The 25,295-nt window shown below is 66.7% G+C and carries 22 protein-coding genes; 12 read left to right on the top strand and 10 right to left on the bottom strand.

The window, feature by feature from the left end; genetic code table 11:
- Positions 1–23: 23 nt before the first annotated feature.
- From NBT81_RS16655 to nucS, 6 genes are all read right to left on the bottom strand, one after another.
- Positions 24–491, bottom strand: a complete 468-nt coding sequence (locus tag NBT81_RS16655) for an FKBP-type peptidyl-prolyl cis-trans isomerase (protein ID WP_338740015.1) — start codon at positions 489–491, stop codon at positions 24–26.
- 59 nt (positions 492–550) lie between these two features.
- Positions 551–901, bottom strand: a complete 351-nt coding sequence (locus NBT81_RS16650) for a 4a-hydroxytetrahydrobiopterin dehydratase (RefSeq protein ID WP_338740014.1) — start codon at positions 899–901, stop codon at positions 551–553.
- 51 nt (positions 902–952) lie between these two features.
- A complete protein-coding gene (locus NBT81_RS16645; RefSeq protein WP_338740013.1) occupies positions 953–1,555 on the bottom strand; it encodes a hypothetical protein in 603 nt (200 codons plus the stop codon).
- Positions 1,556–1,680: 125 nt separating this feature from the next.
- Positions 1,681–2,211 carry a 50S ribosomal protein L16 gene (locus tag NBT81_RS16640; protein WP_338740012.1) on the bottom strand — a complete coding sequence of 177 codons (531 nt, stop codon included), beginning with the start codon at positions 2,209–2,211 and terminating at the stop codon, positions 1,681–1,683.
- A gap of 96 nt (positions 2,212–2,307) precedes the next feature.
- Entirely contained in the window at positions 2,308–5,001 is a 2,694-nt protein-coding gene (gene ppc, locus NBT81_RS16635; RefSeq protein ID WP_338740010.1) for a phosphoenolpyruvate carboxylase, read from the bottom strand.
- Positions 5,002–5,065: 64 nt separating this feature from the next.
- Positions 5,066–5,806: an endonuclease NucS gene (gene nucS / locus NBT81_RS16630; RefSeq protein WP_338740009.1), complete on the bottom strand. Its 741-nt coding sequence runs from the start codon at positions 5,804–5,806 to the stop codon at positions 5,066–5,068.
- Positions 5,807–5,912: 106 nt separating this feature from the next.
- Here nucS and NBT81_RS16625 point away from each other — a divergent pair, with 106 nt between their 5' ends.
- The 5 genes from NBT81_RS16625 to NBT81_RS16605 all read left to right on the top strand — a co-directional run bounded on the left by NBT81_RS16625 (position 5,913) and on the right by NBT81_RS16605 (position 11,397).
- A complete protein-coding gene (locus tag NBT81_RS16625; RefSeq protein WP_338740008.1) occupies positions 5,913–6,653 on the top strand; it encodes a DICT sensory domain-containing protein in 741 nt (246 codons plus the stop codon).
- Between the two features lie 307 nt (positions 6,654–6,960).
- The gene (locus NBT81_RS16620) at positions 6,961–7,953 is read left to right on the top strand and encodes a transposase (protein ID WP_338738304.1); all 993 of its coding nucleotides are present in this window, start codon (positions 6,961–6,963) and stop codon (positions 7,951–7,953) included.
- Positions 7,954–7,994: 41 nt separating this feature from the next.
- Complete coding sequence (locus NBT81_RS16615; protein ID WP_338740006.1) at positions 7,995–9,080, top strand: tripartite tricarboxylate transporter substrate-binding protein; 1,086 nt, start codon at positions 7,995–7,997, stop codon at positions 9,078–9,080.
- Positions 9,081–9,268: 188 nt separating this feature from the next.
- Positions 9,269–10,837 (top strand): tripartite tricarboxylate transporter permease, encoded by a 1,569-nt coding sequence (locus NBT81_RS16610; protein WP_338740004.1) that lies wholly within the window; start codon positions 9,269–9,271, stop codon positions 10,835–10,837.
- Positions 10,834–11,397, top strand: coding sequence for a tripartite tricarboxylate transporter TctB family protein (locus NBT81_RS16605; protein ID WP_338740003.1), 564 nt, complete (start codon positions 10,834–10,836; stop codon positions 11,395–11,397). Before NBT81_RS16610 ends, NBT81_RS16605 begins: the two co-directional genes overlap by 4 nt.
- A gap of 21 nt (positions 11,398–11,418) precedes the next feature.
- Here NBT81_RS16605 and NBT81_RS16600 read toward each other — a convergent pair whose 3' ends face one another.
- Positions 11,419–12,606 carry a CoA transferase gene (locus NBT81_RS16600; protein WP_338740001.1) on the bottom strand — a complete coding sequence of 396 codons (1,188 nt, stop codon included), beginning with the start codon at positions 12,604–12,606 and terminating at the stop codon, positions 11,419–11,421.
- A gap of 131 nt (positions 12,607–12,737) precedes the next feature.
- On the opposite strand from NBT81_RS16600, the gene NBT81_RS16595 reads away from it, so the two are divergent.
- The 6 genes from NBT81_RS16595 (at position 12,738) to NBT81_RS16570 (ending at position 20,318) form a co-directional block, all read left to right on the top strand.
- Positions 12,738–13,562, top strand: a complete 825-nt coding sequence (locus NBT81_RS16595; RefSeq protein ID WP_338740000.1) for a sugar phosphate isomerase/epimerase family protein — start codon at positions 12,738–12,740, stop codon at positions 13,560–13,562.
- Positions 13,563–13,685: 123 nt separating this feature from the next.
- Entirely contained in the window at positions 13,686–16,655 is a 2,970-nt protein-coding gene (locus NBT81_RS16590) for an FAD-binding and (Fe-S)-binding domain-containing protein (RefSeq protein ID WP_338739999.1), read from the top strand.
- A 51-nt stretch (positions 16,656–16,706) separates the two neighbouring features.
- Positions 16,707–17,141, top strand: a complete 435-nt coding sequence (locus tag NBT81_RS16585; RefSeq protein WP_338739998.1) for a universal stress protein — start codon at positions 16,707–16,709, stop codon at positions 17,139–17,141.
- Positions 17,142–17,196: 55 nt separating this feature from the next.
- Positions 17,197–17,979 (top strand): enoyl-CoA hydratase/isomerase family protein, encoded by a 783-nt coding sequence (locus NBT81_RS16580; RefSeq protein WP_338739997.1) that lies wholly within the window; start codon positions 17,197–17,199, stop codon positions 17,977–17,979.
- Between the two features lie 50 nt (positions 17,980–18,029).
- Positions 18,030–18,998, top strand: a complete 969-nt coding sequence (locus NBT81_RS16575; RefSeq protein WP_338739996.1) for a C-terminal binding protein — start codon at positions 18,030–18,032, stop codon at positions 18,996–18,998.
- A 60-nt stretch (positions 18,999–19,058) separates the two neighbouring features.
- Positions 19,059–20,318, top strand: coding sequence for a CaiB/BaiF CoA-transferase family protein (locus NBT81_RS16570; RefSeq protein WP_338739995.1), 1,260 nt, complete (start codon positions 19,059–19,061; stop codon positions 20,316–20,318).
- Between the two features lie 213 nt (positions 20,319–20,531).
- On the opposite strand, the gene NBT81_RS16565 is transcribed toward NBT81_RS16570, so the two are convergent.
- The 3 genes from NBT81_RS16565 to NBT81_RS16555 all read right to left on the bottom strand — a co-directional run bounded on the left by NBT81_RS16565 (position 20,532) and on the right by NBT81_RS16555 (position 23,711).
- Positions 20,532–21,113, bottom strand: coding sequence for a response regulator (locus NBT81_RS16565; RefSeq protein ID WP_338739994.1), 582 nt, complete (start codon positions 21,111–21,113; stop codon positions 20,532–20,534).
- On the bottom strand, positions 21,110–22,393 hold the full coding sequence (locus tag NBT81_RS16560) for a DUF7096 domain-containing protein (protein WP_338739993.1): 1,284 nt from the start codon (positions 22,391–22,393) through the stop codon (positions 21,110–21,112). The genes NBT81_RS16565 and NBT81_RS16560 overlap by 4 nt, the downstream gene beginning before the upstream one ends.
- A 124-nt stretch (positions 22,394–22,517) precedes the next feature.
- On the bottom strand, positions 22,518–23,711 hold the full coding sequence (locus NBT81_RS16555) for a DUF7345 domain-containing protein (protein ID WP_338739992.1): 1,194 nt from the start codon (positions 23,709–23,711) through the stop codon (positions 22,518–22,520).
- 169 nt (positions 23,712–23,880) lie between these two features.
- Here NBT81_RS16555 and thiD point away from each other — a divergent pair, with 169 nt between their 5' ends.
- Positions 23,881–25,260: a bifunctional hydroxymethylpyrimidine kinase/phosphomethylpyrimidine kinase gene (gene thiD, locus NBT81_RS16550; RefSeq protein WP_338739991.1), complete on the top strand. Its 1,380-nt coding sequence runs from the start codon at positions 23,881–23,883 to the stop codon at positions 25,258–25,260.
- The last annotated feature ends 35 nt before the right edge of the window (positions 25,261–25,295 follow it).

Below are 25,295 nucleotides of genomic sequence, written 5' to 3'. Positions count from 1 at the left end.
ATCAACGCCACGGTGGGTCGGCCTCACTCGACGTCCAGCACGTCGATGTCGAACGTCAGCGTCTCGCCCGCCAACGGATGTTCGAAGTCGACGTGAACGGTGTCGCCCTCGATACCGACGACGGTGCCGACCGCGCCGCCCTGGGCCTGCACCTGCATTCCCTCGGCGGGTTCCTGCCCGATCATCTCCTCGAACTCCTCGGCGTCGAACTCCCGTGTTTGGTCGCCCGCGGCTTCGCCGTAGGCCTCCTCGGGGGGAACCGTGACCGTCTCGGACGCGCCGGCTTCGAGGCCGAGCAGCCCCTCTTCCAGCCCCTCGATGAGGTTTCCCTCGCCGACTTCGACCGTCAGCGGCTCGAACTCGCGTTCGGGCTGTTGTTCGAGGAGTCCCTCCGCCTCGGCGACCGACTCGTCGGTGGTGTCGAAGACAGTTCCGTCGTCGAGGCGACCGGTGTACGCGATGGTGACCGCGTCGCCAGCAGTGATTGCCATGCCGGATTCTGTGTCGTCGGACGCATAAGGGCTTGGCTTGGCGCGTGGGCGACGTCCGTCTACGCCTCCGGATCGTACGCCTCGTAGATGCGATCCATCCGCGCGGCCATCACGAAGTCGGTCTTGTGGAGGCCGTCGATCTTGTGGGTCCACATCTCCACCTGAACCTCCCCCCACGCGAGCGCGATGTCGGGGTGGTGCCACTCCTCCTCGGCGAGTTCGCCGATCTCGTAGGTGAACTCCAAAGCGTCACGGAAGTCCTCGAACTCGTAGTCGGCCCGCAGGTGGTGATCGTCGACGACCTCCCAGTCCTCGCGGAGATCACCGAGGTACGTCTCGTACTCGTCGGCGGTCAGCGGGTCGTCGTCGCTCGTACACGCCTCGCAGGGTTCGTCGGCGAGTGATGCCATACCCACCGTACGAACGGCGGCGGTTTGTACGTTCGGTCGACGGGGACGGGGCTACTGGTTTTCGAGGGCGTCGAGGATGCACGCGGCGGCGACCACCGCCTCCTTCGGGACGTTACTGGCGTCGTCGATGCTGACCGTGTAGGTGTCCCGAAGCGAGAACTGCCCCTCGATGTCGCCAACGTGATCGCCGTTCCCGTCGAATATCTCGTACTTGTTCGGAACGAGGTTCGCGACGGAGACGAGATGCCGGAGCGCCGAGAGGAGTTTGTTCTTCGAACGGATGGTCGCAAGCGCTTCCCCCGTCTCGGGGTCCCGGATCGTCCAGTTCTCCACGAACAGCGAGAAGTCCTCGTCGAGGACGACGACCTCCTCGCCGGTGCCCGCGTCCGTGATGGCGTAGTTCCCCGCGATGTCCAAGACGCCGCCCGCCTTCACCGTGAACGCGTCCTCGCCGTCGCCGGTGACGAACGGGAACTCCTCTTTCATCTTGAACAGTTTCTGCTTCCCGCGGAGGACGACGTCACCGGCGCTGTCGCGGACGACGTACTTGTTTCGGATCGCCGACTGCTTGACCTCGTAGCGGTCGTCGTCGAGCTCGACCGTGGAGATGTCGTAGGGGGTGGGCCCCGAGCCGAACGTGGAGGGCTTTGCCATGCTCGACCGATGCATCACGTCGAGAAAAAAGCCTTCCGCTCGGACCGACCTCGCAGACGCCGCGTCCGACGGCAGCACCGCGACTCGACGTCGCCGCTATCCCGCGGCGTCGATGCCGAGGGTCGCTACGCGACCAGCAACTGTTCGCCCCGTTCGACGACGACGCGGCACGGCGGCGAAATCTTGTTGTACGAACGGCGGAAGGCGTCCTTGACCGTGTCGGCGTCCTCGGGATCGCAGTAGCAGGTGAAGATCGTCTCGTCGGCGTCGATGCGGGCGGCCGTCCCGACCGGCTTGCCGAACGCCTGCCGCATCCCGTCGGAGACGCGGTCCGCGCCCGCCCCCGTGGCCTGCTTGTTCTCCCGGATGACCTCGTGGGGGAACTTCCGGAGCACCATCTTGTAGTTCTCCTGCCCGACCTCCTTCAGGAGGCGGCGGTTGGCCGACAGGCGCGAGGCTTCGAGCGCGCCGTGGCGGAGCTGGCACTCCTCCTCGACTTCGAGGCTGATGTGGACGGGGTAGTCCTCGGGCCCGGTCTGGAGGTTACCCATGTTGTGCTGTGCGATCTTCGACCCCGGGATGCCCGTGATGTACTCGCGTCGCGTGTACGATGGCTTGTCGATCTCCCGGTACATGGAGGCGGGTTTGTCGGACATGGTTACTTGTCAAAGCCGAAGCCGAGGCGGTGAATAAACCCTTCGATGCCGTACTGCGGGGTCAGCGGACCGAGGTCGGCCGTCTCGGTGGCTGCGTCACCCCGTGTTCTTCATCCCCGCCGCGATCCCCTTGACCGTCAGGCGGAGGGTCCGCTCCTCGGAGGGCGTCCGATCGTCGCGGCCCAGCAACCGTATCTGCAGGAAGTGTAGCGGGTCGACGTAGGGGTTGCGCCGGTCGAGGCTCTCCCGGAACCAGTCGCGCCGGAGGAGGCCGTCACGCTCCGTGATCGCGAGGACGGCCTCGACGCCGCGGTCGTGTTCGTCACGGAGCCGTGGGACGAAGCGGTCGCGGAGGTCGGCGGGCGCGAGGGCGGCGTACGCCTCGGCGACCTCCATGTCCGTCCGCGCCATCGCCTGTGCCGCGTTGTCGAGGGTGGTCCGGAAGAAGGGCCACCGCTCGTACATCGTCCGGAGGGTGTCGATCGACCCGCCGTCGTCGAGGTAGGCGTCGACCCCGGTCGCCACCCCGTACCACCCGGGGAGGATGCACCGCGACTGCGTCCACGAGAACACCCACGGGATGGCGCGGAGGTCCTCGACGCTCCGCTCGTCGGAGCGCGAGGCCGGGCGCGACCCCAGGTTGAGATCCTCGATGACGGTGATCGGCGTCGCCGTCTCGAAGAAGGGGATGAACCCCTCGGCGGCGAGCAGGTCGCGGTACTCCTCGCGGGCCGCGGTCGCCATCGTCTCCATCGCCTCGGTCCAGGCGTCGGGCGTCTCCTTGACCGGACCGACCATCGACTGGTGGCGCGCGCGCATCTGCGCGTCGAGCATGCGTTCGAGGTTGCGCTCGGCGATTCGGGGGTTGCCGTACTTCTCCGCGATGGCCTCCCCCTGTTCGGTGAACTTGATCTCGCCGGTGACCGTCTCGATGGGGAGAGCGAGCATCGCCTCGTGCATCGGACCGCCGCCCCGCGAGATGGACCCGCCACGGCCGTGGAACAGACGCATCTGCACGTCGAACTCGTCGGTGATGCGGGCGAGGCGGCGCTGATTGCGGTAGAGGTCCCAGTTGGCGGCGAGAAAGCCGTTCTCCTTGTTCGAGTCGGAGTACCCCAGCATGATCTCCTGAGTGGTGTCCCGGCAGTCGAGCGCCGCCGCGTACGCCTCGTTCTCGAACAGCGTCCCCATGATGCGGTGCGCGCCGTCGAGGGCGCTCTCGGTCTCGAGCAGGGGGACCACGTCGAGGCCGCTGTACTCCGGGAGGTCGACGACGTCGACCTGGTCGGCCAGGAAGAGCACCTCGAGGACGTGGCTGGGCTCCTCGGTCATGCTGATGCAGTAGGTGTCGATGGCGTCGGCGCCGTACTCCCGTTGCCACTCCCGGAGGGCCTCGAAGCGTGCACACACCCGGGCGGTCGTCTCGCCCACGTCGCCCGGGTCGGACAGGTCGACGACCGGCGCGTCCTGCAGGATGGCGTCGGTGAGGACCTCGACCCGCCCGGCCTCGTCTCGGTCGCGGTACGCGACACCTTGGGCCTCCAGCAACTCGCCGACCGCCTCGGTGTGGTTCTCCCGGTGGTCGCGGAGGTCGAGGCTGGCGAGCGCGAAGCCGAACGTGTCGACTTTCCGGAGCAACGGCGCGACGTAGGTGTCCGCGATGGACTCGGCGTCGTTGAGGCGCAGGCTCTCGTCGATGGCCTCGAGGTCGTCGAGCAGTTCGTCGGCGTCGTCGTACCCTCCGGGGCGGACGTCGCCGACCCGTTCGAGTCGCTCGCGCATCAAGCGGAGTTTCTGTCGGTAGAACTCGTGGGGATACCGCTCCTCGGCCTCGCTCGCCACGTCCGGGAGGCGCTCCCGGTCGTCGAGCAGGGCCCTCTCGAACCGCTCGCCGGGCGTGATCCACGCGGCGTCCTGACTGAGGATGCCCGAGAGCCGTTTCAGTTCGTCGCGGTACTTCGAGAGGACGACCGACCGCTGGCGCTCCAAGGTGTCGCTCGTCACGTCGACGGTCACGGCCGGGTTGCCGTCGCGGTCGCTCCCCGCCCACGAGCGGAACTCGAACAGTTTCGGCACGTCGACGGAGGGGTAGGTGTTGGCGAGGGTCTCCTCCAAGTTGGCGTAGACGTCACCGACCACGTCGAACAGCGTGTTCTCGAGGTACCACTGGACGTTGCGGGCCTCGTCCTCGGGTTCGGGCGCCCGGTCCCGTACCTGTGGGGTCTGCCACAGTCCCGTCGTCTCCGCCTCCAGTTGCCCCCACGCCCGCCGGCGCTCGGCGTCGGTCAACCGGCGTTCGTCGAGGGATTCGAGGAGCGTCGTGATCGTCCGGAGCTTCGCTTTGATCGTCTTCCGGCGCGCCTCGGTCGGGTGGGCGGTGAACGTCGGTTCGATGAGGACGTCGTCGAGCACTCGCTGCACCGTCTCGGCGTCGGCGTCGGAGTCGACAAGCGAGTCGACCGTCGCCGTCTGACTGTCGTCGAGTCGCCCCTCCTGGGCGTCGCGCCGAATGTCGCGGACCCGCTCGCGTTCCTCCGCGAGGTTGATGAGTTCGAAGTACGCGGTGAACGCCCGCGCAGTCGCGCCCTCGAGGTCGGCGTCGAGGCCGTCGAGGGTCGCGTGGAGGTCGTCCCGCGAGTCGGCCGTCCCGTCGCGGTAGTCGATGGCCGCCTCGCGCAGCCCCTCGACGGTCTCGAACGCCGCCGTCGAGGACTGTGCCTCCAGTACGTCGCCGAGGAGTTCGCCGAGTTCGCGAACGTCCTGTCGAATCGTCCGGTGGTGTAGATCCATCCGTCCAACGTTCCGCCCAGAGCCGTGTTAAACGCGGGGGATGGTGCAGAGTTGACGCCCCGTCTCACGCCCCGTCGTCGGGCGGCCGTCCGGTCTCGGGGTCGAGTGGTGCGAATTCGAGCCCCTCGCGGTCCAGAAGCGTCGCCGCGCGGTCGGTGACCGACGGGGCGACCAGCACCCCCCGGACCTCGTCGTCGCCGAGCTCCCGACCCAGGGCGTCGACGTACCGCCGGAGCTGCCCCACCGCGTCCGGCCCGACCCGCCGTCGCTTCAGTTCGACGACGACGGGGCGCCCGTCGGCGTCCTCGCCGAAGACGTCCATCGGCCCGGCCGCCGTCTCGCGCTCGGTCGCCAGCGGTTCGAACCCCGGTTCGATCCGGTCCGGGTGGGCGAGGACGTGCTCTTTGAGGTCCGCCTCGCTCCCCCGCAGGTCCAAGTCGCCGGGGTCGGTCACGTCGTAGGTCACGAGGTGGTGGACACGGTCGAAGCGCACGTCGAGGAGTTCCTCGGGCGACCGCCGCACGCTCCGCACGCGAAGTCGCCCGTCGCGGACGCTGGCGAAGTGGTCACAGCCCGGCGGTTGCCAGTTCACCGGCGTGCGCCCCTCGTCGGTGTGGACGAGTGCCGACCCGTCGGGTTTGAGCACGAGGAGCCGGTCCCCGGGACCGAGGCTGCTCGCCGCCCGCCCGTCGTACTCGACCGAACAGCGACCGAACACCGTGATCAGGTCGCCCCGCTGGAACGCGTCGTCGAGGTGGGTCAGGGCGTCCCGGTGGGCGGGTCGGTGGAGCGTGGTGACGGTCATCGGTCGTCGGGCGTACGCCGTGGTCGCACAAAAGGGGCGTGTCGGGGCGGCAGATCACCGTGACGGCATAAAAGCACAAATAGCGGCCGCCCGTCTACACGCCCGAATGGGGCTGTTCGAGTTCATCGCCGCGGTCGAAGACGAGAAGAAGACGCTGACGGTGTTCAACCCGGAGGCGGGCGTGACGGCGACGCTCCGCGAGCACTTCGCCGACCGGAACCTCGACATCCGGGAGGCGGAACACGCTGCCGGCCCCCGGAACTACGCCGTGTTGAGCCACGGGGACGACTTCCTCACGGCCATCGACGTGAGCGACGTCCTCGCCACGAACCGCGGGGTCGAACCCGACTTCACCCGCGAGACGTACGATCCCGTCCTCGACGAACTCGACGAGACGCTGTTCACCTCGTACGACACGGAGCGGATGGTCGCGGCCTCGAAGGAGATCGAGGACCGCGCCTGGCGGGGAGCGTCCGGCGAACTCCACGCCGGGTTCCAGACCTACTCCCGCTTTGCGTCCCAAGCCGACGTGTACGACCACCTCGCGGAGCGTGGCGGTCTCGACGTCTACGTCTACGCACACCCCGACGAGGAGGCGATCCATCGTCCAACGGGACCGACCCTCCACCTCTCGACGGCGACCGAAGTCCACGACACGTGGTTCGTCGCCTACGACGGCGGCGGCGTCGAGGAGACGAAATGCGCGTTGCTGGCCGAGGAGCGCCAACCCGGGTCGTTCTACGGGTTCTGGACCTACGACTCCGACACCGTCGACTCGGTCGTCGAGTACCTCCGGCGCACCTACGCGACCCCCGAGGCCGACGGGACCAGAGCGGACGGCGGCTGAGCGGTCGCCGCGTGGTGTGATCGACGCCGGTCTACTCCCCACGAACTCGATTCCGACTCCGCCCGTCAGCGGTACATCCCCCGATTCCTCTCCACTTTCGAATCTGCAATACGTCCATTTTTCGATATTTACACCTATCATACGGGCACGTTTAGGGTAAAAAAATACGATATAATTGTTTTGATCATTGTCAACTGTACACATTCATCCGGCCATATACCGCAAGATAAATTATTTATAATACCACTCGGTGAGGGTGTCATAGAACAGTTCGCATACCAAAGAGCAGGGTGAACGCTGAGGTGGAATGAGTTCAGCGACCCTGCAAGATGATCCTTCGGTAGAATCGTTCTTCAATGCCGTGGAAACGGAGACGTTGGCGTTGTTCGAGCACCTCTCCTTCGAGTTTCTTGAAGGGTTCGACGTGTTCGCCCCGGCGGAGACGGGGCGAACACGAGATCTTGAGCCGCCCGAGATGATGCGTGGCTTTCTCCATTGCTATTACAAGAACATCTACGGTATCCGTCCGGTTGCACGAGAACTGAACAACACCGTTGTCTGGCTCAGCTGTAGCTTCGATCGACCGCCGTCGAGAGACGCGGTCGATCGATTCCTCACTGATCTTGAGCACGTTGTTGACCGGGTCTTCGACCATCTCGTCGAGCAGGCCGCCTTGCGGGGCCTGCTCGACTTGACGTATTCTATCGATTCAACCGACGTGAGAGCGATGCCCGCCGATCCAGACGCATCGAAGTGCTATGATCCAACCGATGACGAGTACTACTACGGCTACGGCTGCACGATCGTCTCAACCGGGCAAAAGATCCCGATTGCAGCCGAGTTCACCGAGAGCAAACAAGCACCAGAAGAGACGGCGATGCGCGTCACGCGTGACGCGCTCGCCGTCGGGAAACCGATGTGGATGCTTGGAGACAGTGCCTACGACACGCTCGACTGGCACGACCACCTGCTGGCCGCAGGGGTCGTGCCAGTCGCTCCGTACAATCCACGAAACACCGACGACCCGAAAGATATCGAGTACAGGGTAGAAGACCGCATTGAAAAACACAGCAACGACGTTCAGCTGAAGCAATCAACGCTAGACGAGACGTACAACCGCCGGAGTGGCGTCGAACGAACCAACGAATCAGTCAAGGGCTGCGGCCTCGGGCGAACGCACGCCCGAGGCCGCGTCCATGCACGAGCGCAGGTGTTCCTCGCGTTGTGTCTGCGCCTCGTCGTCGCAATCACCAACTACGAACGCGGAGACAATCCGGGAAGCACAATCATCACGGTGTGAGAAGAGTTCTATGACACCCTCCTCGGTGTGTACTGATGTCTATGCGACCTAACGATCTGGACAGACGGCAGATGCTGAAGGCAGCAGGTACAGCAGGTATCGTCGGTCTCGCCGGTTGTTCCGGCGGGGGCGGCGGGGGCGACGGCGGCGACGGCGGCGACGGCGGCGACGGCGGCGACGGCGGCGACGGCGGCGACAGCGTCGGCTTCACCGACTCCTCGTGGCGGCCGGACCGCAACGTCCGCGTCATCATCCCGTGGGGTGCCGGTGGTGGGACCGACACGATGTCCCGCGGTGTCCTCAACCCGGCCGAGGAGATCATGTCCGAGAACGGCATCAACGCCTCCTTCACCTTCGAGAACATCACGGGTGCGGGCGGTCTGAACGCCGCACAGCGCGTCCTGAACCAGCCGGCGGACGGCTACACGCTCTTCCCGAGCACGAACTCCATCTCGCCGCACATCGCGACGGGACAGGCCGACTTCACCCTCGACGACTGGGGCTTCGTCTGCCGGGTCCAGAACGACACGTCCTGGATCTACACCAGCGGCCGCGACGGCGCGGAACACGACAGCATCGACTCCATCGTCGAGAAGGCCAACAACGGCAACACGGTGTCCATCGGCGCGGTCGGTGGCATCACCGGCGCGGCGTTCTCCGTGCTGTGGGCCGATGCGGCTGGCATCCTCGACAACACCAACATCACGACCTACCAGGACGCGGGTCGGATGCGGACCGACGTCATCTCCGGCGAGACTGACGCCGCGTTCGGCGAGATCCAGGAACTGCAAGAGCAGTACGAGGCGGGCGACATCAACCTCGTGCTGGTCGGCGTCGAGGAGCGCCTCGACGAGTTCCCGGACGTCGCCGCCGCGGGCGAGAAGGGCTGGGACGTCACCTACGGCGTCTCGCGTGGCTTCAACGTGCGCTCGGGCACGGACGACGCGGCCAAGCAGTTCTGGGCCGACCTGATCGAGGAGGCCATGCAAAGCGACGCCTACCAGGAGCTCGAGCAGGAGACGCTCCTCTACCTGCGTGACGGCTTCCAGGGTCCGGACGGCTTCGAGGAGACCCTGACCCAAGAGGTCGAGCTGTACAACCAGGTCGTCGAGTTGTACGACGCGTAACGGCCTGGCTTCCCTCCATCCGTATCGCCTGCCCACCGGCGTTTTCGGAACCTGTCAACGGAGACAGACACAATGAGTCACAAGCACACCACGACGGAAATCGAACGCTCCCGGTCGGTTCGCGAGCCACGGCCATCGGTACACGGCCGTGACGCCTCGCGTCGCCGGGGGCGGGAGTACGACAAGTAATGGTAATCGAGAATCTCGCCGCCGGGTTCGGGAACATCCTCACCCCGTTCAACATGCTCCTGTTCATGGTGGCGATCACCCTGGGCATGCTGAGCGGGGCGATTCCGGGCATGAACGGGACGATGACGGTGGTCCTGATGATCCCGGTGACCTACGCGTTGAACCCGGTCTCGGGGATCATGATGCTCGCGGTCATCTACGCGGGCGCGGTGTACGCGGGGTCGATCAGCGCCATCCTGTTCAAGGTGCCCGGCGCGCCCGAGGCGATCATGACGACCCTCGACGGCTACCCGATGAACCAGAACGGGCAGTTGCGGGAAGCGATCAGCACCGCGGTGTTCGCCTCCGCGTTCGGCGGCATCGTGGGGACGGTCATCCTGATCCTCTTCTCGCCCACGCTCGCCGAGTTCGCGATCCAGCTCTCGGACCCCGAGTTCTTCGCCGTCATCCTGCTCGGCCTGGGACTGGTTTCGACCATCGGTGCCGGCAACGTGACGAAGGCGACGATGATGATGTCGTTCGGGCTGTTCCTCGGCGTGTTCGGGTTCGACCCGCTCACGGGGACGGCCCGCTTCACCTTCGGGAGCAACTACCTCGCGAGTGGCATCGACTTCATCCCGGTGATCCTCGGGGTGTTCGCCTTCTCCGAGGTGCTGAAGCAGGTCCAGAGCGGCGGGAGCCTCGTCGGTGGCGGGGACGGTGAGGGCGGCGAGGGCGGCGGTTCGGACCTCTCCGAAGCCACGTCCGGGTCGATGTTCCCGCCGTTCAGCTACTTCAAGCGCTTCTCCCGCATCCTCGGGTTCAACTCGGTGATGGGGACGCTCATCGGCGTCCTGCCCGGCGCGGGCGCGACGACCGGCGCGCTCTTTGGCTACACGTTCGGCCAGCGGCTGGTGCCCAAGGACGTCCGCGAGAAGTTCGGCACCGGCGTCCCGGAGGGCGTCGCCGCCCCCGAGACGGCCAACAACGCCGCCTGTAGTGGGGCGTTCGTCCCCCTCCTGACCCTCGGCATCCCGGGGAGTGCGACCACGGCGGTCATCCTCGCAGCGTTCATCCTGCACGGCATCCGCCCGGGGCCGGCGCTCATCTCGACGCAGGGGGATCTGGTGTACACAATCTTCGCCGCGCTGCTGATGGCGAACGTGGCCATCCTCCTGCTGAACAAGCCCATCGTCAAGCTGTTCATCCAGGTGCGTCACGTCCCACGGGAACTGTTACTGACGCTGATCATGGTGTTCACTATCGTCGGCGCGTTCGCGACGCGGAACATCATGGCCGACGTCTGGACGATGTTCATCTTCGGCATCGGCGGCTACTACCTCGAGAAGTACAACTACTCCGTGGCACCGATGGTGATCGGCCTGGTGCTCGGGCCGCTGGCGGAGCCCAGCCTCCGTCGCTCGCTGACCAAGGCCCAGGGCGACTGGATGGTGTTCCTCGAACGCCCCATCTCGGCCGTGCTGATCGTCCTCTCGGTGTTCGTGTTCTTCATCCCGCTGATCATGGACAGCACCCAGTTCGGTGACCGCATCCGTGAACGACTCGGGCTGACGGAGGTGCAACAATGAGCACCGAGAACGAGGACGACGACTCACTCCGCGAACAGGCCCCGCCGAGCGCGACGCGGGACATGTTCATCACCCTCGCGTTCATCGTCCTCGCCGCGGCGTTCTTGGCCGTCTCCGGCCAGTTCGCCGATGTCCGTATCTCCGACCCCGACCCCGGCGCGGCGTTCTGGCCGCGCGCGACGCTGGTCGTGTTGCTCGTCGCCGGCCTGCTGAACCTGGGGCTGCTCTACCGGGACGCCGACGGCGTCGACCTGAGCACGGTCGTTCCGGCCGGTCTGGACACTCTCGACGAGAAGCAACGGCAGTACCTGCTCTCGATTGCGCTCTCGATCGTGTTCTTCTTCGCGCTCGAGTACGTCGGCTTCTTCGTCGGCGCGCCGTTCTTCCTGTTCGCGTTCGCCTACGTCATCGGCTACCGCGACAGGGTGAAACTGCTGGTGTTCAGCGTCCTCGTCGCGCTGATCGTCTTCTTCGCCTTCCGGAACGTGATGAACGTCGCGCTCCCCTACGGACAGGGACCGTTCCGGCGGATCAGCACGATGGCCGCGAACCTGTTCTAACCGCCGCAGTCGCGGTTTTTTTCAGTCGTCGCCGAACGCGCCGCCGTCGCGCCACGCCTCGACCTGTTCCTCGTCGGCCACCGCCTCGAACACCTCCTCGACGTCGTCGCCGAGCCGTGGGGCCGGCGATCGGATCGAGGTGTCGTGGTCGGGGAAGTGGATCGGGTGGCCCGGCATGAGACACTCCCCGTAGTCGGGGTCGTCGTGTTCCTCGACGAGGCCGCGGGCCTCGCTCTGTTCGTCCTCGACGACCTCTTCGACGTTGTTCATCGGGCCGTTCGGGAAGCCGTACTCGGTGAGGCGGTCGAGCCAGTAGTCGGTCGGCTTCTTCCGGAACTCCTCCTGGATGATGCCGATGACCTCCGCTTTGTGCTCGACGCGGTCGGCGTTGGTCGGGTACTCCGCGAGTTCCTCGCGGCCGATAACCTCGACGAAGTCGGGCCAGCGTTCGTCGCTCCCGACGCCGGTCACGATGTGGCTGTCCGCTGTCTCGAACAGTTGGTACGGCACGGAGGTCTGGTGGCTCGTCCCCTGAGGACCCGGCACCTCGCCCGTCATCGAGTAGTTGGTGATGTACTCGTTGAGGAACGAGACCACGGCGTCGTACAGCCCCACGTCGAACTGGCCGCCCTCGCCGGTTTGCTCGCGCTCGTAGAGTCGCGCCAGAATCCCGATGGTGGTGAGCAACCCGGTGTTGAGGTCACCCAGCGCCTGCCCGACCTTGACGGGGTCGCCGCCCTCGGGCCCCGTGACGCTCATGATCCCACCCTCCGCCTGCAGGATGAGGTCGAGCCCCTTCTTCTCCTTTTTCGGTCCGGTCTTCCCGTACCCCTTGATGCTCGCGTAGACGATGTCCTCGTTCACCGCTTTGACGTCCTCGTAGCCGACGCCCAGTCGTTCGGGGACGCCGAGCGAGAAGTTCTCGATGAAGACGTCGGCGTCGGCGAGCAGTTCCAGCATCGCCTCCTGGCCCGCGTCGGCCTTCAGGTCGAGCGTGACGGACTTCTTGTTCCGGTTGTTCACCATGAAGTACGCTGACTTGTCGTCGGGGCCGATCCCTTGACTCCGCGCCGGGTCGCCGACGCCCGGCCGCTCCACTTTGATCACTTCGGCACCCATATCGGCGAGCAACGCGCCACAGAACGGGGCCGCGCGGTGTACCGTCAGCTCCACGACAGTCAGGTCGGACAGTGGTCCTCCGTTCGACATACCCCTCGTTACCCGGACGGCCCCAATAAACACTGCCGATCCGTCGGTCGTCGGCACGCCGTCCCCCGACCACTCGACCGCATGGGTTTATGTGTGGTCGTGTCAAACCCATCCGGTCGAGTGATACACAGATGACTCTCAAAGAACGGATCGGCGTCGACGTCGGACAGAAGTTGACCATCGAGGAGGCCGTCGAGTGGGCCGCGGACAACGACGTTCACTACGTCGACGTCTGCCTCGACGACGGACCGATCGATCCGGACGCGTACGACGATGCGGAGGTCGAGTCCATCCGGGACACCTGCGAGGACGCCGACATCAGTCTCGGTCTCCACACCCTGTCGGCGGTGAACGTCGCTGAGACGTCCGCCCACGTCGACGACGCAGTCGACGCGTACCTGCAGGCCTACGTCGACATCGGCGACATGGTCCACGCGGATCGGATCATCGTCCACGGCGGCTACCACTTCACCGACGACTACGAGGACCGCGTCGCGGCGAGCAAGGCCCGACTCCGCCGGATCATCGAGTACGCCGGGGACGCCCACCCCGACCTCCTGCTGGAGAACCACAACTTCGAACCGGACGCCTCCGAGATGAAGTACGTCCCCGTCACGCTCGACGAGGTGACCGAGTACTTCGACGAACTCGAGGCGGACACCCTCGGGTGGGCCTTCAACCCGCCCCACGCCCGGCAGTTCCCCGAGGACATCGACGGATACTTCGAGACCCTCGGGCCGGACCTGTGTGCCGAGGTCCGACTGAACGACAACCACGGCGACGTGGAGGAACACCTCGCTCCCGGCGAGGGGGACCTCGACTTCGACGCCACCTTCCGGCTGATCGAAGAGAGTGGCTACGACGGCCACTACATGCTCGCGTTCGGGACGCTCCAAGACATGCTGGACGGCCGCGAGTATCTACTGGAGCAGTACAGCGGCGCCCCGAGCCCGTAACGCAACGGTCGACCGCTTCCGACCCCGCCCGCCCGCCTCCCAACACCTCCCTCCGTGGTGTCGTGCCCCGAGGCAACAACTTTACTGCCGTCGAGCGACACATTCGTACGACACTCATCCACCATGGCTAAATCCAACACATCACTCGACGACGTCGGTCCGGCACTCGACCCTCGGACGAACTACGACCACCGGGGTGACTCGGTAGAGCGGCCGGGACTGGCCGAGGACCTCGACGGCCTGATCGACGGCGACGTGCGGTTCGACGACTACTCCCGACAGCTGTACGCCACCGACGCCAGCATCTACGAAGTGACGCCGGTCGGCGTCGTCTTCCCCACTTCGACGGCCGACGTCTCCGCGGTCGTCGAGTACTGCGCCGACCGTGAGATTCCCGTCCTCCCCCGCGGCGGGGGGACGAGCCTCGCCGGCCAGACGGTCAACGAGGCGGTCGTCCTCGACTTCACGCGAGACATGGACGGCATCGTCGACATCGATCCCGACGCGCGGACGGCACGGGTGGAGTCGGGTGCGATCCTCTCGGAGTTGAACGAGGCGCTCGAACCCCACGACTTGAAGTTCGCGCCCGATCCCTCAACCGCCAACCGGAGCGCCATGGGCGGGGCGGTGGGCAACAACACCACCGGCGCCCACTCCCTGCTGTACGGGAAGACGGACGCCTACGTCGAGGAACTGGAGGTCGTCCTCGCGGACGGCACGGTGACGACGCTGGGCGAAGTGACCTTAGAGGAGTTGGAGGCGGGCGCCGACCCCGACGGCACCCTCGAGGAACGCCTCTACGCCGAGGCCCACCGGATCGTCGAGGAGGAGAGCGACCACGTCGAGGAGCGGTTCCCCGAACTCAAGCGCAACGTCTCGGGGTACGCACTCGACGTCCTCGTCGACGAGGCCGAATCCGGTTCGGTCAACCTCGCTCGCCTGATCGTCGGGAGCGAAGGGACCCTCGCCGTCGTCACCGAAGTCGAAGTCTCGCTGGAGCCCCTCCCCGAGATGAAGGCCCTCGGCCTCCTCACCTACGACAGCCTGCTCGAGGCGATGGAGGACGTCGACGACATCCTCGAACACGAACCGGCCGCACTGGAGGTGTTGGACGGCGTCCTCGTCGACCTGGCCCGCGAGTTGGAGGAGTTCAAGGACGTGATCGACCTCCTGCCGGATCGGACGGACACGTTCCTGTTGGTGGAGTTCTACGCCGACAGCCACGAGGAGCGCCAGGAGAAGGTGGAGGCCCTGCTCGACGACCGGATCGGCGACCGGGCGTTCGACGGGATGGAGGCCTACGAGGAGAAAGACCAGAAGAACTTCTGGAAGATGCGAAAGGCGTCGACGCCCATCCTGCTCTCCCGCACCACCGACGCCAAACACATCGCCTTCATCGAGGACGTGGCGGTGCCGCCCAAGCACCTGCCGGAGTTCATCGCCGACTTCAAGCAGGTGTTCGAGGACCACGACACCATCGGGAGCTTCTACGCCCACGCCGGGCCGGGCTGTATCCACGTCAGGCCGCTGATCAACACCAAGACCGAGGAGGGCGTCGCGGAGATGGAGTCCATCGCGGACGCTGCCACCGACCTCGCGGTGCGGTACGACGGCTCCGTCTCGGGCGAACACGGCGACGGGCGTGCACGCACCCAGTGGAACTGGAAACTCTACGGGGACCACCTCATGACGGTGTTCCAGGACCTGAAGACCGCCGTCGACCCCGACTGGATCCTCAATCCGGGGACGGTCTGTGGCGACGTGGACATGACCGAGAACCTCCGGTTCGACGCCGACTACGACTTCGACTCCGGCTTCGACCCCGCGCTCAACTGGGACATCGACAACGGGTTCCAGGGCATGGCGGAGCTCTGTCACGGCTGTGGGAGTTGCCGCGGGACCCAGGAGACGACCGGTGGTGTGATGTGTCCGACCTACCGCGCCAGCCAGGAGGAGATCACCAGCACCCGCGGCCGGGCGAACCTGCTCAGGCAGGCGATGAGCGGCGACCTGGGGGAGGAAGAACAGTTCGACGTGGAGTTCATGCACGAGGTGTTGGACCTCTGTATCGGCTGCAAGGGCTGTTCGAAGGACTGTCCCAGCGAGGTCGACCTCGCGAAGATGAAAGTCGAGGTGGCCAACGAGTACCACGAACGCCACGGCTCGTCCCTGCGGGACAAGGTGTTCGCGAACGTCGACCGCCTGAACGCGCTGGGATCGGCGCTGGCGCCGCTCTCGAACTGGGCGGCGAAGGTGCCGGGTGCCCGGACGGTCATGGAGAAGACCCTCGGCATCGCCAAGGACCGCTCGCTCCCCGAGTTCCACCGCGAGAGCCTCGAAGACTGGTTCGAGGCCCGCGGCGGGGCGGGTGTGCCCGAGAGCGAGGCCGACAGTCGCGCCCTCCTCTTCCCCGACACCTACACCAACTACAACACGCCGTACGTCGGCAAGGCGGCGGTGGAAGTGCTGGAGGCGGCGAACGTCCACGTCGAGATTCCGGACGACGTGACCGGCAGCGGCCGCCCGCCCCACTCGAAGGGCTTTCTCGACAAGGCCCGCGAGCAGGCGGCGACGAACGTCGACGCGCTGGCCCCCCGCGTCCGTGACGGCTGGGACGTGGTGGTCGTCGAGCCCTCGGACGCCGTGATGTTCCAGTCCGACTACCTGGATCTACTTTCGGGAGACGACGTCGAGACGGTCGCCGCCAACGCCTACGGAGTCATGGAATACCTCGACGCCTTCCGACTCGACGACGACCTGCCGGTCGACGCGCCCGACGAGACGCTCACCTACCACGGTCACTGCCACCAGAAGTCGACGAAGAAAGACCACCACGCGGTGGGCGTGTTGCGCCGGGCCGGCTACGAGGTCGACCCCCTCGACTCCGGATGCTGTGGCATGTCCGGTTCGTTCGGTTACGAGGCCGAACACTTCTCGATGAGTCAGGCCATCGGATCGATCCTCTTCGACCAGGTCGAGGAGAGTACGGGCGACCGACTCGTCGCGCCCGGCGCGTCCTGCCGCACCCAACTGGGCGACGAGTACGACGAGAAACCTCCCACGCCCGTCGAGGCCCTCGCCGACGCGCTCTAAGCCGCAACCGGCACAAGGTTTAATCCGTCGGCCACCGCCAATCCAGCGGCTATGGTCATTGTCGCTGCAGTAGATCGATCGGGTGGCGAACGGGTCGTCGAACAGGCGCGAGAGATGGCAGACGCCCACGGACTCCCGCTTCACGTGGTCCACACCCTCGCGGAGAGCGAACTCCGAGACCTCGAACGCGCCTCGTTCGACGCGACCGGCGAGAGCATCGACATGGAGCGCATCGAGGGGTTGGCCGAGGAAATCGCCGCCGACGCCGTCGAGGAGGCCACCGTCGAGGCCGACGAGGTGGTCGGACTGGTTGGGAAACCCTCACAGCGAATCCTCGAGTACGCCGAGGACGTGGACGCGTCGTACATCGTCGTCGGCGGCCGGAAGCGATCGTCCGTCGGGAAGGTGCTGTTCGGCAGCGTCACACAGTCGATCCTGCTGAACGCGGACTGCCCGGTCCTGACCGTCATGGGTGCGGGCGAGTAGCGCGCCGACCGCCCACGGGAACTTATTTAATCCGGCCTTCCGATTCTCAGGGAACATGGTGTACGAAGCATACGAGAGCATCTCGGTAGACGTATCGGACGGCGTGGCGACGATCACGTTCCACCGCCCGGAGAAGTACAACGCGCTGAGTACGGAGGTGTACTTCGACCTCGCGCGGGCCTTCGCGGAGATCCAACTGGACCGCGACATCGACGTGACGGTCATCACGGGCGAGGGCGAGGACGCGTTCTGTGCCGGCGCGGACATCGAACAGTACGCCGGCCCCTCCGAGGAACACGACCCCCGACAGAAGGACCGCCAGGAGTTCTTCTACGAGGATGTCTACAAGCGCGTCTACAACCTGCACTGTCCGGTGATCGCGAAGATCAACGGCTACTGTGTCGGCGGCGGGCTTATCCTTGCGGCCTTCTGTGACCTTCGGATCGCTGTCGACGACGCCAAGTTCGGCGTGCCGGTCACCGACATCGGTCAGATCCCCGGCGGCGGGTCCACCCACCGCGTCACCCAGTTGATCGGCGAGGCGAAGACGAAGGAGCTGGTGTACACTGCGGGGATGGCCGACGCGGACGAGGCCGACGACATCGGCTTCGTCAACCACGTCGTCCCGCGCGAGGACCTCGACGAGACGGTCGACGACATCGTCGACGCCATCCAGAACACCGGCCGACAGGCGGTCAAGAACTCGAAGCGGGCGATCAACTACTCGGCCGAGACGGCGGATCCGGAGGCGGCCCACGAGTTCGAATCCGAGGTCTGGTGGGAGCAGTTCGCCACGCAGGAACGGATCGACCTCGTCGACGAGTTCAACGAGAACTGAGCCGCCGCGGGGCGGGACGTTTATGTTCTCACCGCGCGCCACCGCGAACCATGACGGAGACGATAGTCGTCACTGACTACGACTTCCCGGATCTGTCGATCGAATCGTCCGTCCTCGAGGACGCAGACGTGGAACTCCGGGGCGAGTACGCCCGAACGCCCGAGGAGGTGATCGACACCGCCCGGGGTGCCGACGCGTTGCTCGTCCAGTACGCCGAGATCACCGAGGCGGTGTTCGAAGCGCTCCCCGACGTTCGCGCGGTCGGCCGGTACGGCATCGGCGTCGACTCCATCGACGTCGACGCCGCGGCCGCCCACGGCGTGCCGGTAGTGAACGTCCCCGACTACTGCATCGAGGAGGTGCCGACGCATACGCTCGGTCTCCTGCTGGCCTGCGTCCGCAAGATCCCGAAGTACGACCGAGCGATCAAGGGCGGCGAGTGGGACTGGACCGCCGGCAAGCCGATCCACCGGGTCACCGGCGCGACGCTCGGTCTCGTCGGCTTCGGGAAACTCCCGCGCCGGCTGATCGACCTCGTCGAGGGGTTCGACCTCGACGTCCTCGTGTACGATCCCTACGTCGACGCCGAGAAGATCGAAGCCGCGGGAGCCGAGAAGGTCGGCCTCGACGACCTTCTCGGCCGGTCGCGCTACGTCTCGATCCACGCGCCCCTCACCGACGAGACGCGGCACCTGATCGACGCCGACGCTCTCGACCGCATGCGCGAGGACGCCATCCTCGTCAACACCGCTCGCGGCCCGCTGGTGGACGCGGAGGCGCTCTTCGAGGCCGTCGAGGCGGGCGACATCGCCGGTGCCGGCCTCGACGTCCTCCCCGAGGAGCCGCCGAGCGACCCGCCACTCGACCACGACGCCATCGTCTACACGCCCCACGTCGCATTCTACTCCGAAGCCTCCGAGGAGACGATGCGCCGGACCGTCACCGAGGACGTTCTTGGAATCCTCCGGGGGGAACCGCCGCGGAATCCGGTGAACGACCCCGTCGACGGCGGCGACTGACCCGCCGACGCGCCGTCCGCACGCGGAAGGATTTTAGGGAGGTCGGCCGAGGGGTCGTGTATGAGCGTGACCGACGACAAGCACATCCTCGACGGCATCACCGTCGTGGACCTGACGACGTTCGTCACTGGTGGTTTCGCGACGCTGATGCTCGCCAACCAGGGTGCGGAAGTAATCAAGGTGGAGCGGCCGGGTGCGGGCGACGACAATCGACACTCCGGGCCGCCCTTTGTCGAACCCGAGGCCGACTACGACGGGCCGGGGAAGACCGCCGACGAGAACGGCGAGTCCCCCTACTTCTGGACGATCAACTACGACAAGTTGAGCGTCGAGTTCAACCTGAAGACGGAGTCGGGGCTCGAGGCGCTGTACGATCTGGTCGAGGAGGCCGACGTAGTGATCGAGAACTTCCGGCCCGGCACCGCCGAGCGGTTGGGAGTCGGCTACGACGACCTCCGCGAGTTCAACGAGGACCTGGTGTACTGCTCCATCTCGGCGTTCGGCGAGACGGGGCCGTGGGCCAGTCGGCCGGGCTACGACCTCCTCGTGCAGGGCACGAGCGGTATCATGTCCGTGACGGGGCCCGAGGACGGCGACCCCGTCAAGGTCGGCCTGCCCCAGACCGACCTCATCACGGCGATGTGGGCGGCGTTCGGCGTCGTCGGGGCGCTGTTCCGCCGGGAACGCACCGGCGAGGGCGACCGGATCGAAATCGGGATGCACGACGCCGCTCTCCCGTGGCTCACGAAACAGGCGGGCAAGGCCTTCGTCGGCGAGGAACCGGAGCGCATGGGGACGAAAGACCCCGTCCTCGCGCCGTACCAGACGTATCCGACGGCAGACGGCTACCTCAACGTCGGCTGTGCGAACCAGAAGCTCTGGACCGAACTCTGTGAGGCCGTCGGTCGGCCCGAACTCGCCGAGGACGACCGCTTCGACTCCAACCCCGCCCGCGTCGAGAACATGGACGAACTCGAAGCCGAACTGTCGGCGGTGTTCGAGGAGCGCTCGACCGAGGAGTGGGTCGACCTTCTCGCCGAGGACCACGGTCTGCCGGTCGCCCCCGTCTACGACGTGCCCACTGCTCTCGACAACGAACAGACCGAGGCCCGGGGAACGATCCGCGAGATCGAACACCCCGCGCTCGGCACCGTCCCCGTGATCGAACACCCACTCAACTACGAACACGCGGAGGCCGGTTTCGACGGTGCGCCGCCGCTGCTGGGCGAAGACACCGAGGCGATCCTCCACGAACTCGGCTACGACGACGACGACGTGGCGGCCCTCCGCGCGGAGGGTGCGATCCCGGACGACGACTGATACTGGCGGCCGCCCCCGTTTCGCGCCTCGAGCCGTTCGACGTCCTCGTGGCGTCTATTCGCACCGATGGACAGCCGACGGTACGAACACACGGCGTCACGGAGCCCCGTCACGACCAAATTCGGCGTCTACGATGCCCCGGAACTCCCGGAGACGGACGACGAACACCGCGACCGGTCGGCCGTCGGTTCGACGGCCCGCGGTCGTTCCGATTCAGCCCGTCGGGTCGATGGTGCCGCCGTCCGCGAACGCGCGACTGAGTAACGGGTCGTCGAGCTGCCGGTCGTCGACGCGCACTGCCAGTCGCAGGAGTTTCTCCTCGAAGGCGGCGAAGGTCGGATCCGACCGGAGTACCGACGCCGACTCCGATTCGAGCAGTGCCGCACGCTTCGACAGGTTCGAAACGTACCGCTCCGCCGTCTCCGAGAGCCGTTCACGCTCGATCAGTGACCGGACGAGACCGACGTACTCATCGCGTGTCACCGGTTTCGTGAGATACCCGTCGAGGTCGAGGTCGACGATCCCTACGTCCGGTGCTGCGGCCGTCACGAACGCGACGCGTGGGTTCGACGCCCCCTCTCGGAGCGCGTCGAGTACTTCGTCCCCGGACACTCGCGGCATGTGTCTGTCGAGGATCGCTACGTCGATGTCGCCGTCGTCACAGTACGACAGCGCCTCGTCCCCGCAGTTCGCACGGACGAGGTCGATATCCTCGTCTTCGAGCCACGTGGCAAAGAGGTCGAGTAACGTCGGCTGATCGTCGGCGATCAGCACGCGGGGTCGAGATCGGCTCATCGGTCGTCACCCCCGGAATTCCCGGAGTCACCGGAGTTGCCGGAGTCACCGGAGTTACCGGAGTTGCCGGAGTCACCGGAATTCCCGGAGTCGCCGGAGTCACCGGAATTCCCGGAGTCGCCGGAGTTACCGGAGTCGCCGGAGTCACCGGAATTCCCGGAGTCGCCGGAGTCACCGGAATTCCCGGAGTCACCGGAGTTGCCGGAATTCCCGGAGTCACCGGAGTTGCCGGAATTCCCGGAGTCACCGGAATTCCCGGAGTTGCCGGAGTCGCCCGATCGTCCGGGTTCTCCCGATCGGCCCGGACTGTCGCCGTTCCCATCGTTCCCGTTCTCATTTCCCGAATCGTCTCCGGACTGGTTTCCGTCGTCGGGTCGGCCGGCGTCGCCGGAGTTACCGGGGTCGTCTTCGTCGTCTTCGTCGTCTTCGTCGTCCTCGTCGTCTTCGTCGTCCTCGTCGTCTTCGTCGTCCTCGTCGGGTCGGCCAGCGTCGTCGGGTCGGCCGGCGTCGCCGGAGTTACCGGGGTCGTCTTCGTTCCCTTCGTCGCCGTCACGAGGCGGTCCCCGTCTGTCGGGACCACGGTCTGGATCCCCCTCGCGGTCCGGTGGCCCGCCGCCGATCCCCCGTGCGATTTCGGCTACTTCCCCGCCCTGCATATCGTCGGCATCCTGCTTGAGTCGGCCGACTTCCGACCGATCGACGCCGTTGGATTCGAGCGCCTGCTCCGGCAAGTCACGGGAGATGCGTTCGCTCGAATCGAGTCGTGCACGGACGTTGCGAACCTCCGCGCTCGTGATCGCCATCCGCGCACGGAACTCTCCGTTCGATATCTCGCCCGCCTGTCGCGCCTCGCGGAGTGCTGCCTGCGTCTCGCGGAGGGTCTCTAGGCGGTCGCGGGCGTGGTTGAGTTCCGACGCGACCAGCTCCGCCTTCGTCTCGTTCGTCCTCGCTCGCGACGCCCGCCGATCCAGTGCCCGCTGTTCGACTTCGCCCTCTACTTCTGCCCCTTGCATGCCGACGACGCCGGCCAACTGTTGTCCAGGGGCGACCGCCACCGATTCGTTGGGTGTCGGCTCCGATTCCGGCTCAGGCTCCGGCGCCGGCGTCGCGGTGGCGGTTTCAGTCGCGGTCGCGGTCCCGTTCCCCGTCGTCTGCTGTGCGGCCGTCTCTGCCGACGGCGATGCCGTCCCGGAGACCGCCGCCGCCGACCCCGCCACTGCGCCCACGGCGACGACGATGACGACTGCGTACATCACCACGTCCGGAACGTTTGGATTCATTTCGGTTTCCGATATGGGGTGGTTTCGGATAAACCGGTACGAACCTGAAGGACGGTTAACCCGGATTAAACCGTTCCAAGCCGACCCTGAAGTGGCCGCTGTCGGGCGATCGACTCGGTCGAGTTCACTCCTCGTCCGGTAGTTTCAACACGTTTTCACGACCGAGTCGGAACCCCTCGAGCGAGCCGTCGTCGCGGAGGTCACGGACGATCTGACTCGTCCGAGCCTCGGTCCAGTCGAACGCTTCGACGATCTCCTGTTGTTTGACCCGGCCGCCCTGTTCGCGGACGAACTGGAGGACGCGCTCCTCGTTGCTCAGGAGGTCCTCGCGGGTGTCCTGTGTGTCCCGTCCGTCGTCGGCAGCAGCGGCGGCCCCTGCGTCCGCTCCGGCGGCAGGTGCGCCGTCGTCGGCCGACTCCGCCGGATCGGTGGCCGGCGACCCACCCGCTCCGTCGCCGTCACCGACGGGGAGCGGCAGTCGGTCGCGGAACCACCACGCGCCGATCCCGAGGATCACGAGGAGTCCGACACCAACGCCGAGGATGGGGAGCGGCGACCCGGAGTCGTCGGGCGAGGCCGTCGTGGGTCCCCCGTCCTCGCCCCCGCTCCCTCCACCGCCAGTCCCCGCTTCGGTCGTGGCGGCCGCGTCGGAGTCGAGGACGATCGTCGGTTCGCCGGAGACGAAACTCGTCGCCTCACCGCGCCACACGACCGCGTTCGACCGCCGCTCGTCCGGATCGGGGGCGATCCGCGTGGCGGTGTAGTCGGCGGGCCACTCGACGGTGAGGCGGGTCCGGTCGTCGAGGAAGAATCCTTCGATGGCGTCGCCGACGCGGAGGCGGTCACCGTCGACGGCGGCGAACCCGTCCCACCGGAACGTGTAGACGACGACGCCGTACTCGGGGGGTGCGCGCGTCTCCGCTCGCACGCCGAAGTCGGTGGCGTTCATCTCGCGACCGGTCGAGTTCTCGGCGGTGGCGACCGTCGACTCCATGCGGGCGGCGAACGGGTCGGAGAAGTTCGACGGGTTCGATTCGATGTCACTCCGGAGGGATTCGAACGCCTCGGTCGTGTTCTCGTCGTCCAGTCGGGTCCAGTACTCGACGGTCCACGACGCGGAGCCGTTCTCCTCGACGCCGACGGAGAGTCGGACGGAGTCGGTGTCGACTCCTTGCTGGAAGAGCGGCCCGCCGCCGAGTTGTGCGTGGGTGGACGTCGTCCCTGCCGCCGCGGCTCCGCCGATCGACCCCACCGTCACGGACAGGATCAGCGCGGCCACGACGACTGCGATCCGAGCGTTGGACGAGCGCTCCCTCATCTGCGTGGGCGTGCTTTTCCCCCCGTCGTAGATAGGTCTTGCCGCTTCGATCGACGGCCGGTGTGTCCATCACCGATAAATGTCGGCTGGTCGTACGCCCGTGTATGAGTCGCTCACTCGACGCGGGATCGGAACATCGAACCAGCCACGGAGTCGGGGGGGCCGCGCCGTGAGTCGGCGTCGTGCGCCCGTCTCGCCGCCGGTCGCTCTCACGATCGCCGGGAGCGACTCCGGCGGCGGTGCGGGAATCCAGGCGGACCTGAAGACGATGGAAGCCCACGGCGTCTTCGGCACGTCCGTCGTCACCGCGGTCACGGCACAGAACACCCTCGGCGTCGAGGATTCACACGTCCTGCCAGTCTCGGAGATCGAGGCACAGTACCGGGTCGTCCGCTCCGACTTCGACCTCGCCGCGGTGAAGACGGGAATGCTCGCGACCGAGCCGGTGATCGATCTGGTCGCCGACCGGGTGGCGGCTACCGACGCGCCGGTCGTCGTCGATCCGGTGATGGTCGCGGCAAGCGGCGACCGACTGCTCGACCCGGACGCCGAGTCGGCCTACGAGTCGCTGGTCGCGGCGGCGACGCTCGTCACGCCCAACGCCGACGAGGCGGCGGTGCTAACGGGCGTCGACCCGACCGACCACGAGACGGCGGTCGAGGCGGGCGAGCGACTGGTCGAAATGGGTGCCGACGCGGCGCTCGTGAAAGGTGGTCACATCGTCGCGGCCGACGACGCGGTGATCGACACGCTGGTCGTCGACGGTGACGACGGCCCGACGGCCCACACCTTCGACCACTCGCGGATCGACACCGACGCCACACACGGCTCGGGCTGTACCCTCTCCAGCGCCATCGCCGCACACCTCGCCCACGGCGAGACCCTGTCATACGCCGTCGAGGCGGGGACGACGTTCATGGAACGGGCGGTTCGGTACGGCTTGGACGTGGGCGAGGGCCCCGGGCCGGTCCACCACCTCGCCGCGCTCCGCGAGGCTGCCGACCGCCACCGGACGATGACCGACGTGGCGGAGGTGGTCGAGGCGTTCGTCGACCGCGACGTCTCCCGACTGATCCCCGAGGTGGGGATGAACGTCGTCGGCGCGACGGAGTACGCCGAGGCGGTCGGCGAGACGGCCGCCGTCGAGGGGCGGATCACCCGAACGCTCTCGGGCGCCGCGCCCAACCGCGGCGTCAGACTCGGCGCCTCCTCCCACGTCGCCCGCTTCCTCCTCGCGGCCCGGGAGTTCGATCCCGACCTCCGGTTCGCCGTCAACTGCCGGTTCGACGACGCGACGGAGGCGGCGACCGCCGAGTTGGACGGCCCGGTGACGGAGTACGACCGCGACGCCGAACCCGATGACGCGAGCGGGACGATGGGTTGGGGCGCGCGGCGGGCGTTCGGCGCCGTCGACGCCGATGCCCCGACGCCCGTCGCCGTCCTCGACCGCGGTGCCGTCGGCAAGGAGGCGATCATCAAGGTCGTCGCGGAGACACCCGAGGAACTGGGTGAGCGAGTGTTCACGTTGCTCGACGCGGTGGCGGAGTAGCGGATCGGGCGCAGCCGGGGCACCGAGACCCACAG

Origin of the sequence: Haloplanus sp. CK5-1 (assembly GCF_037201915.1) — an archaeon.
Classification (GTDB): Archaea; Halobacteriota; Halobacteria; order Halobacteriales; family Haloferacaceae; genus Haloplanus; species Haloplanus salilacus.
Note: the sequence above shows the minus strand (reverse complement) of the source record. Positions and strands in the feature narration are given on the sequence as shown.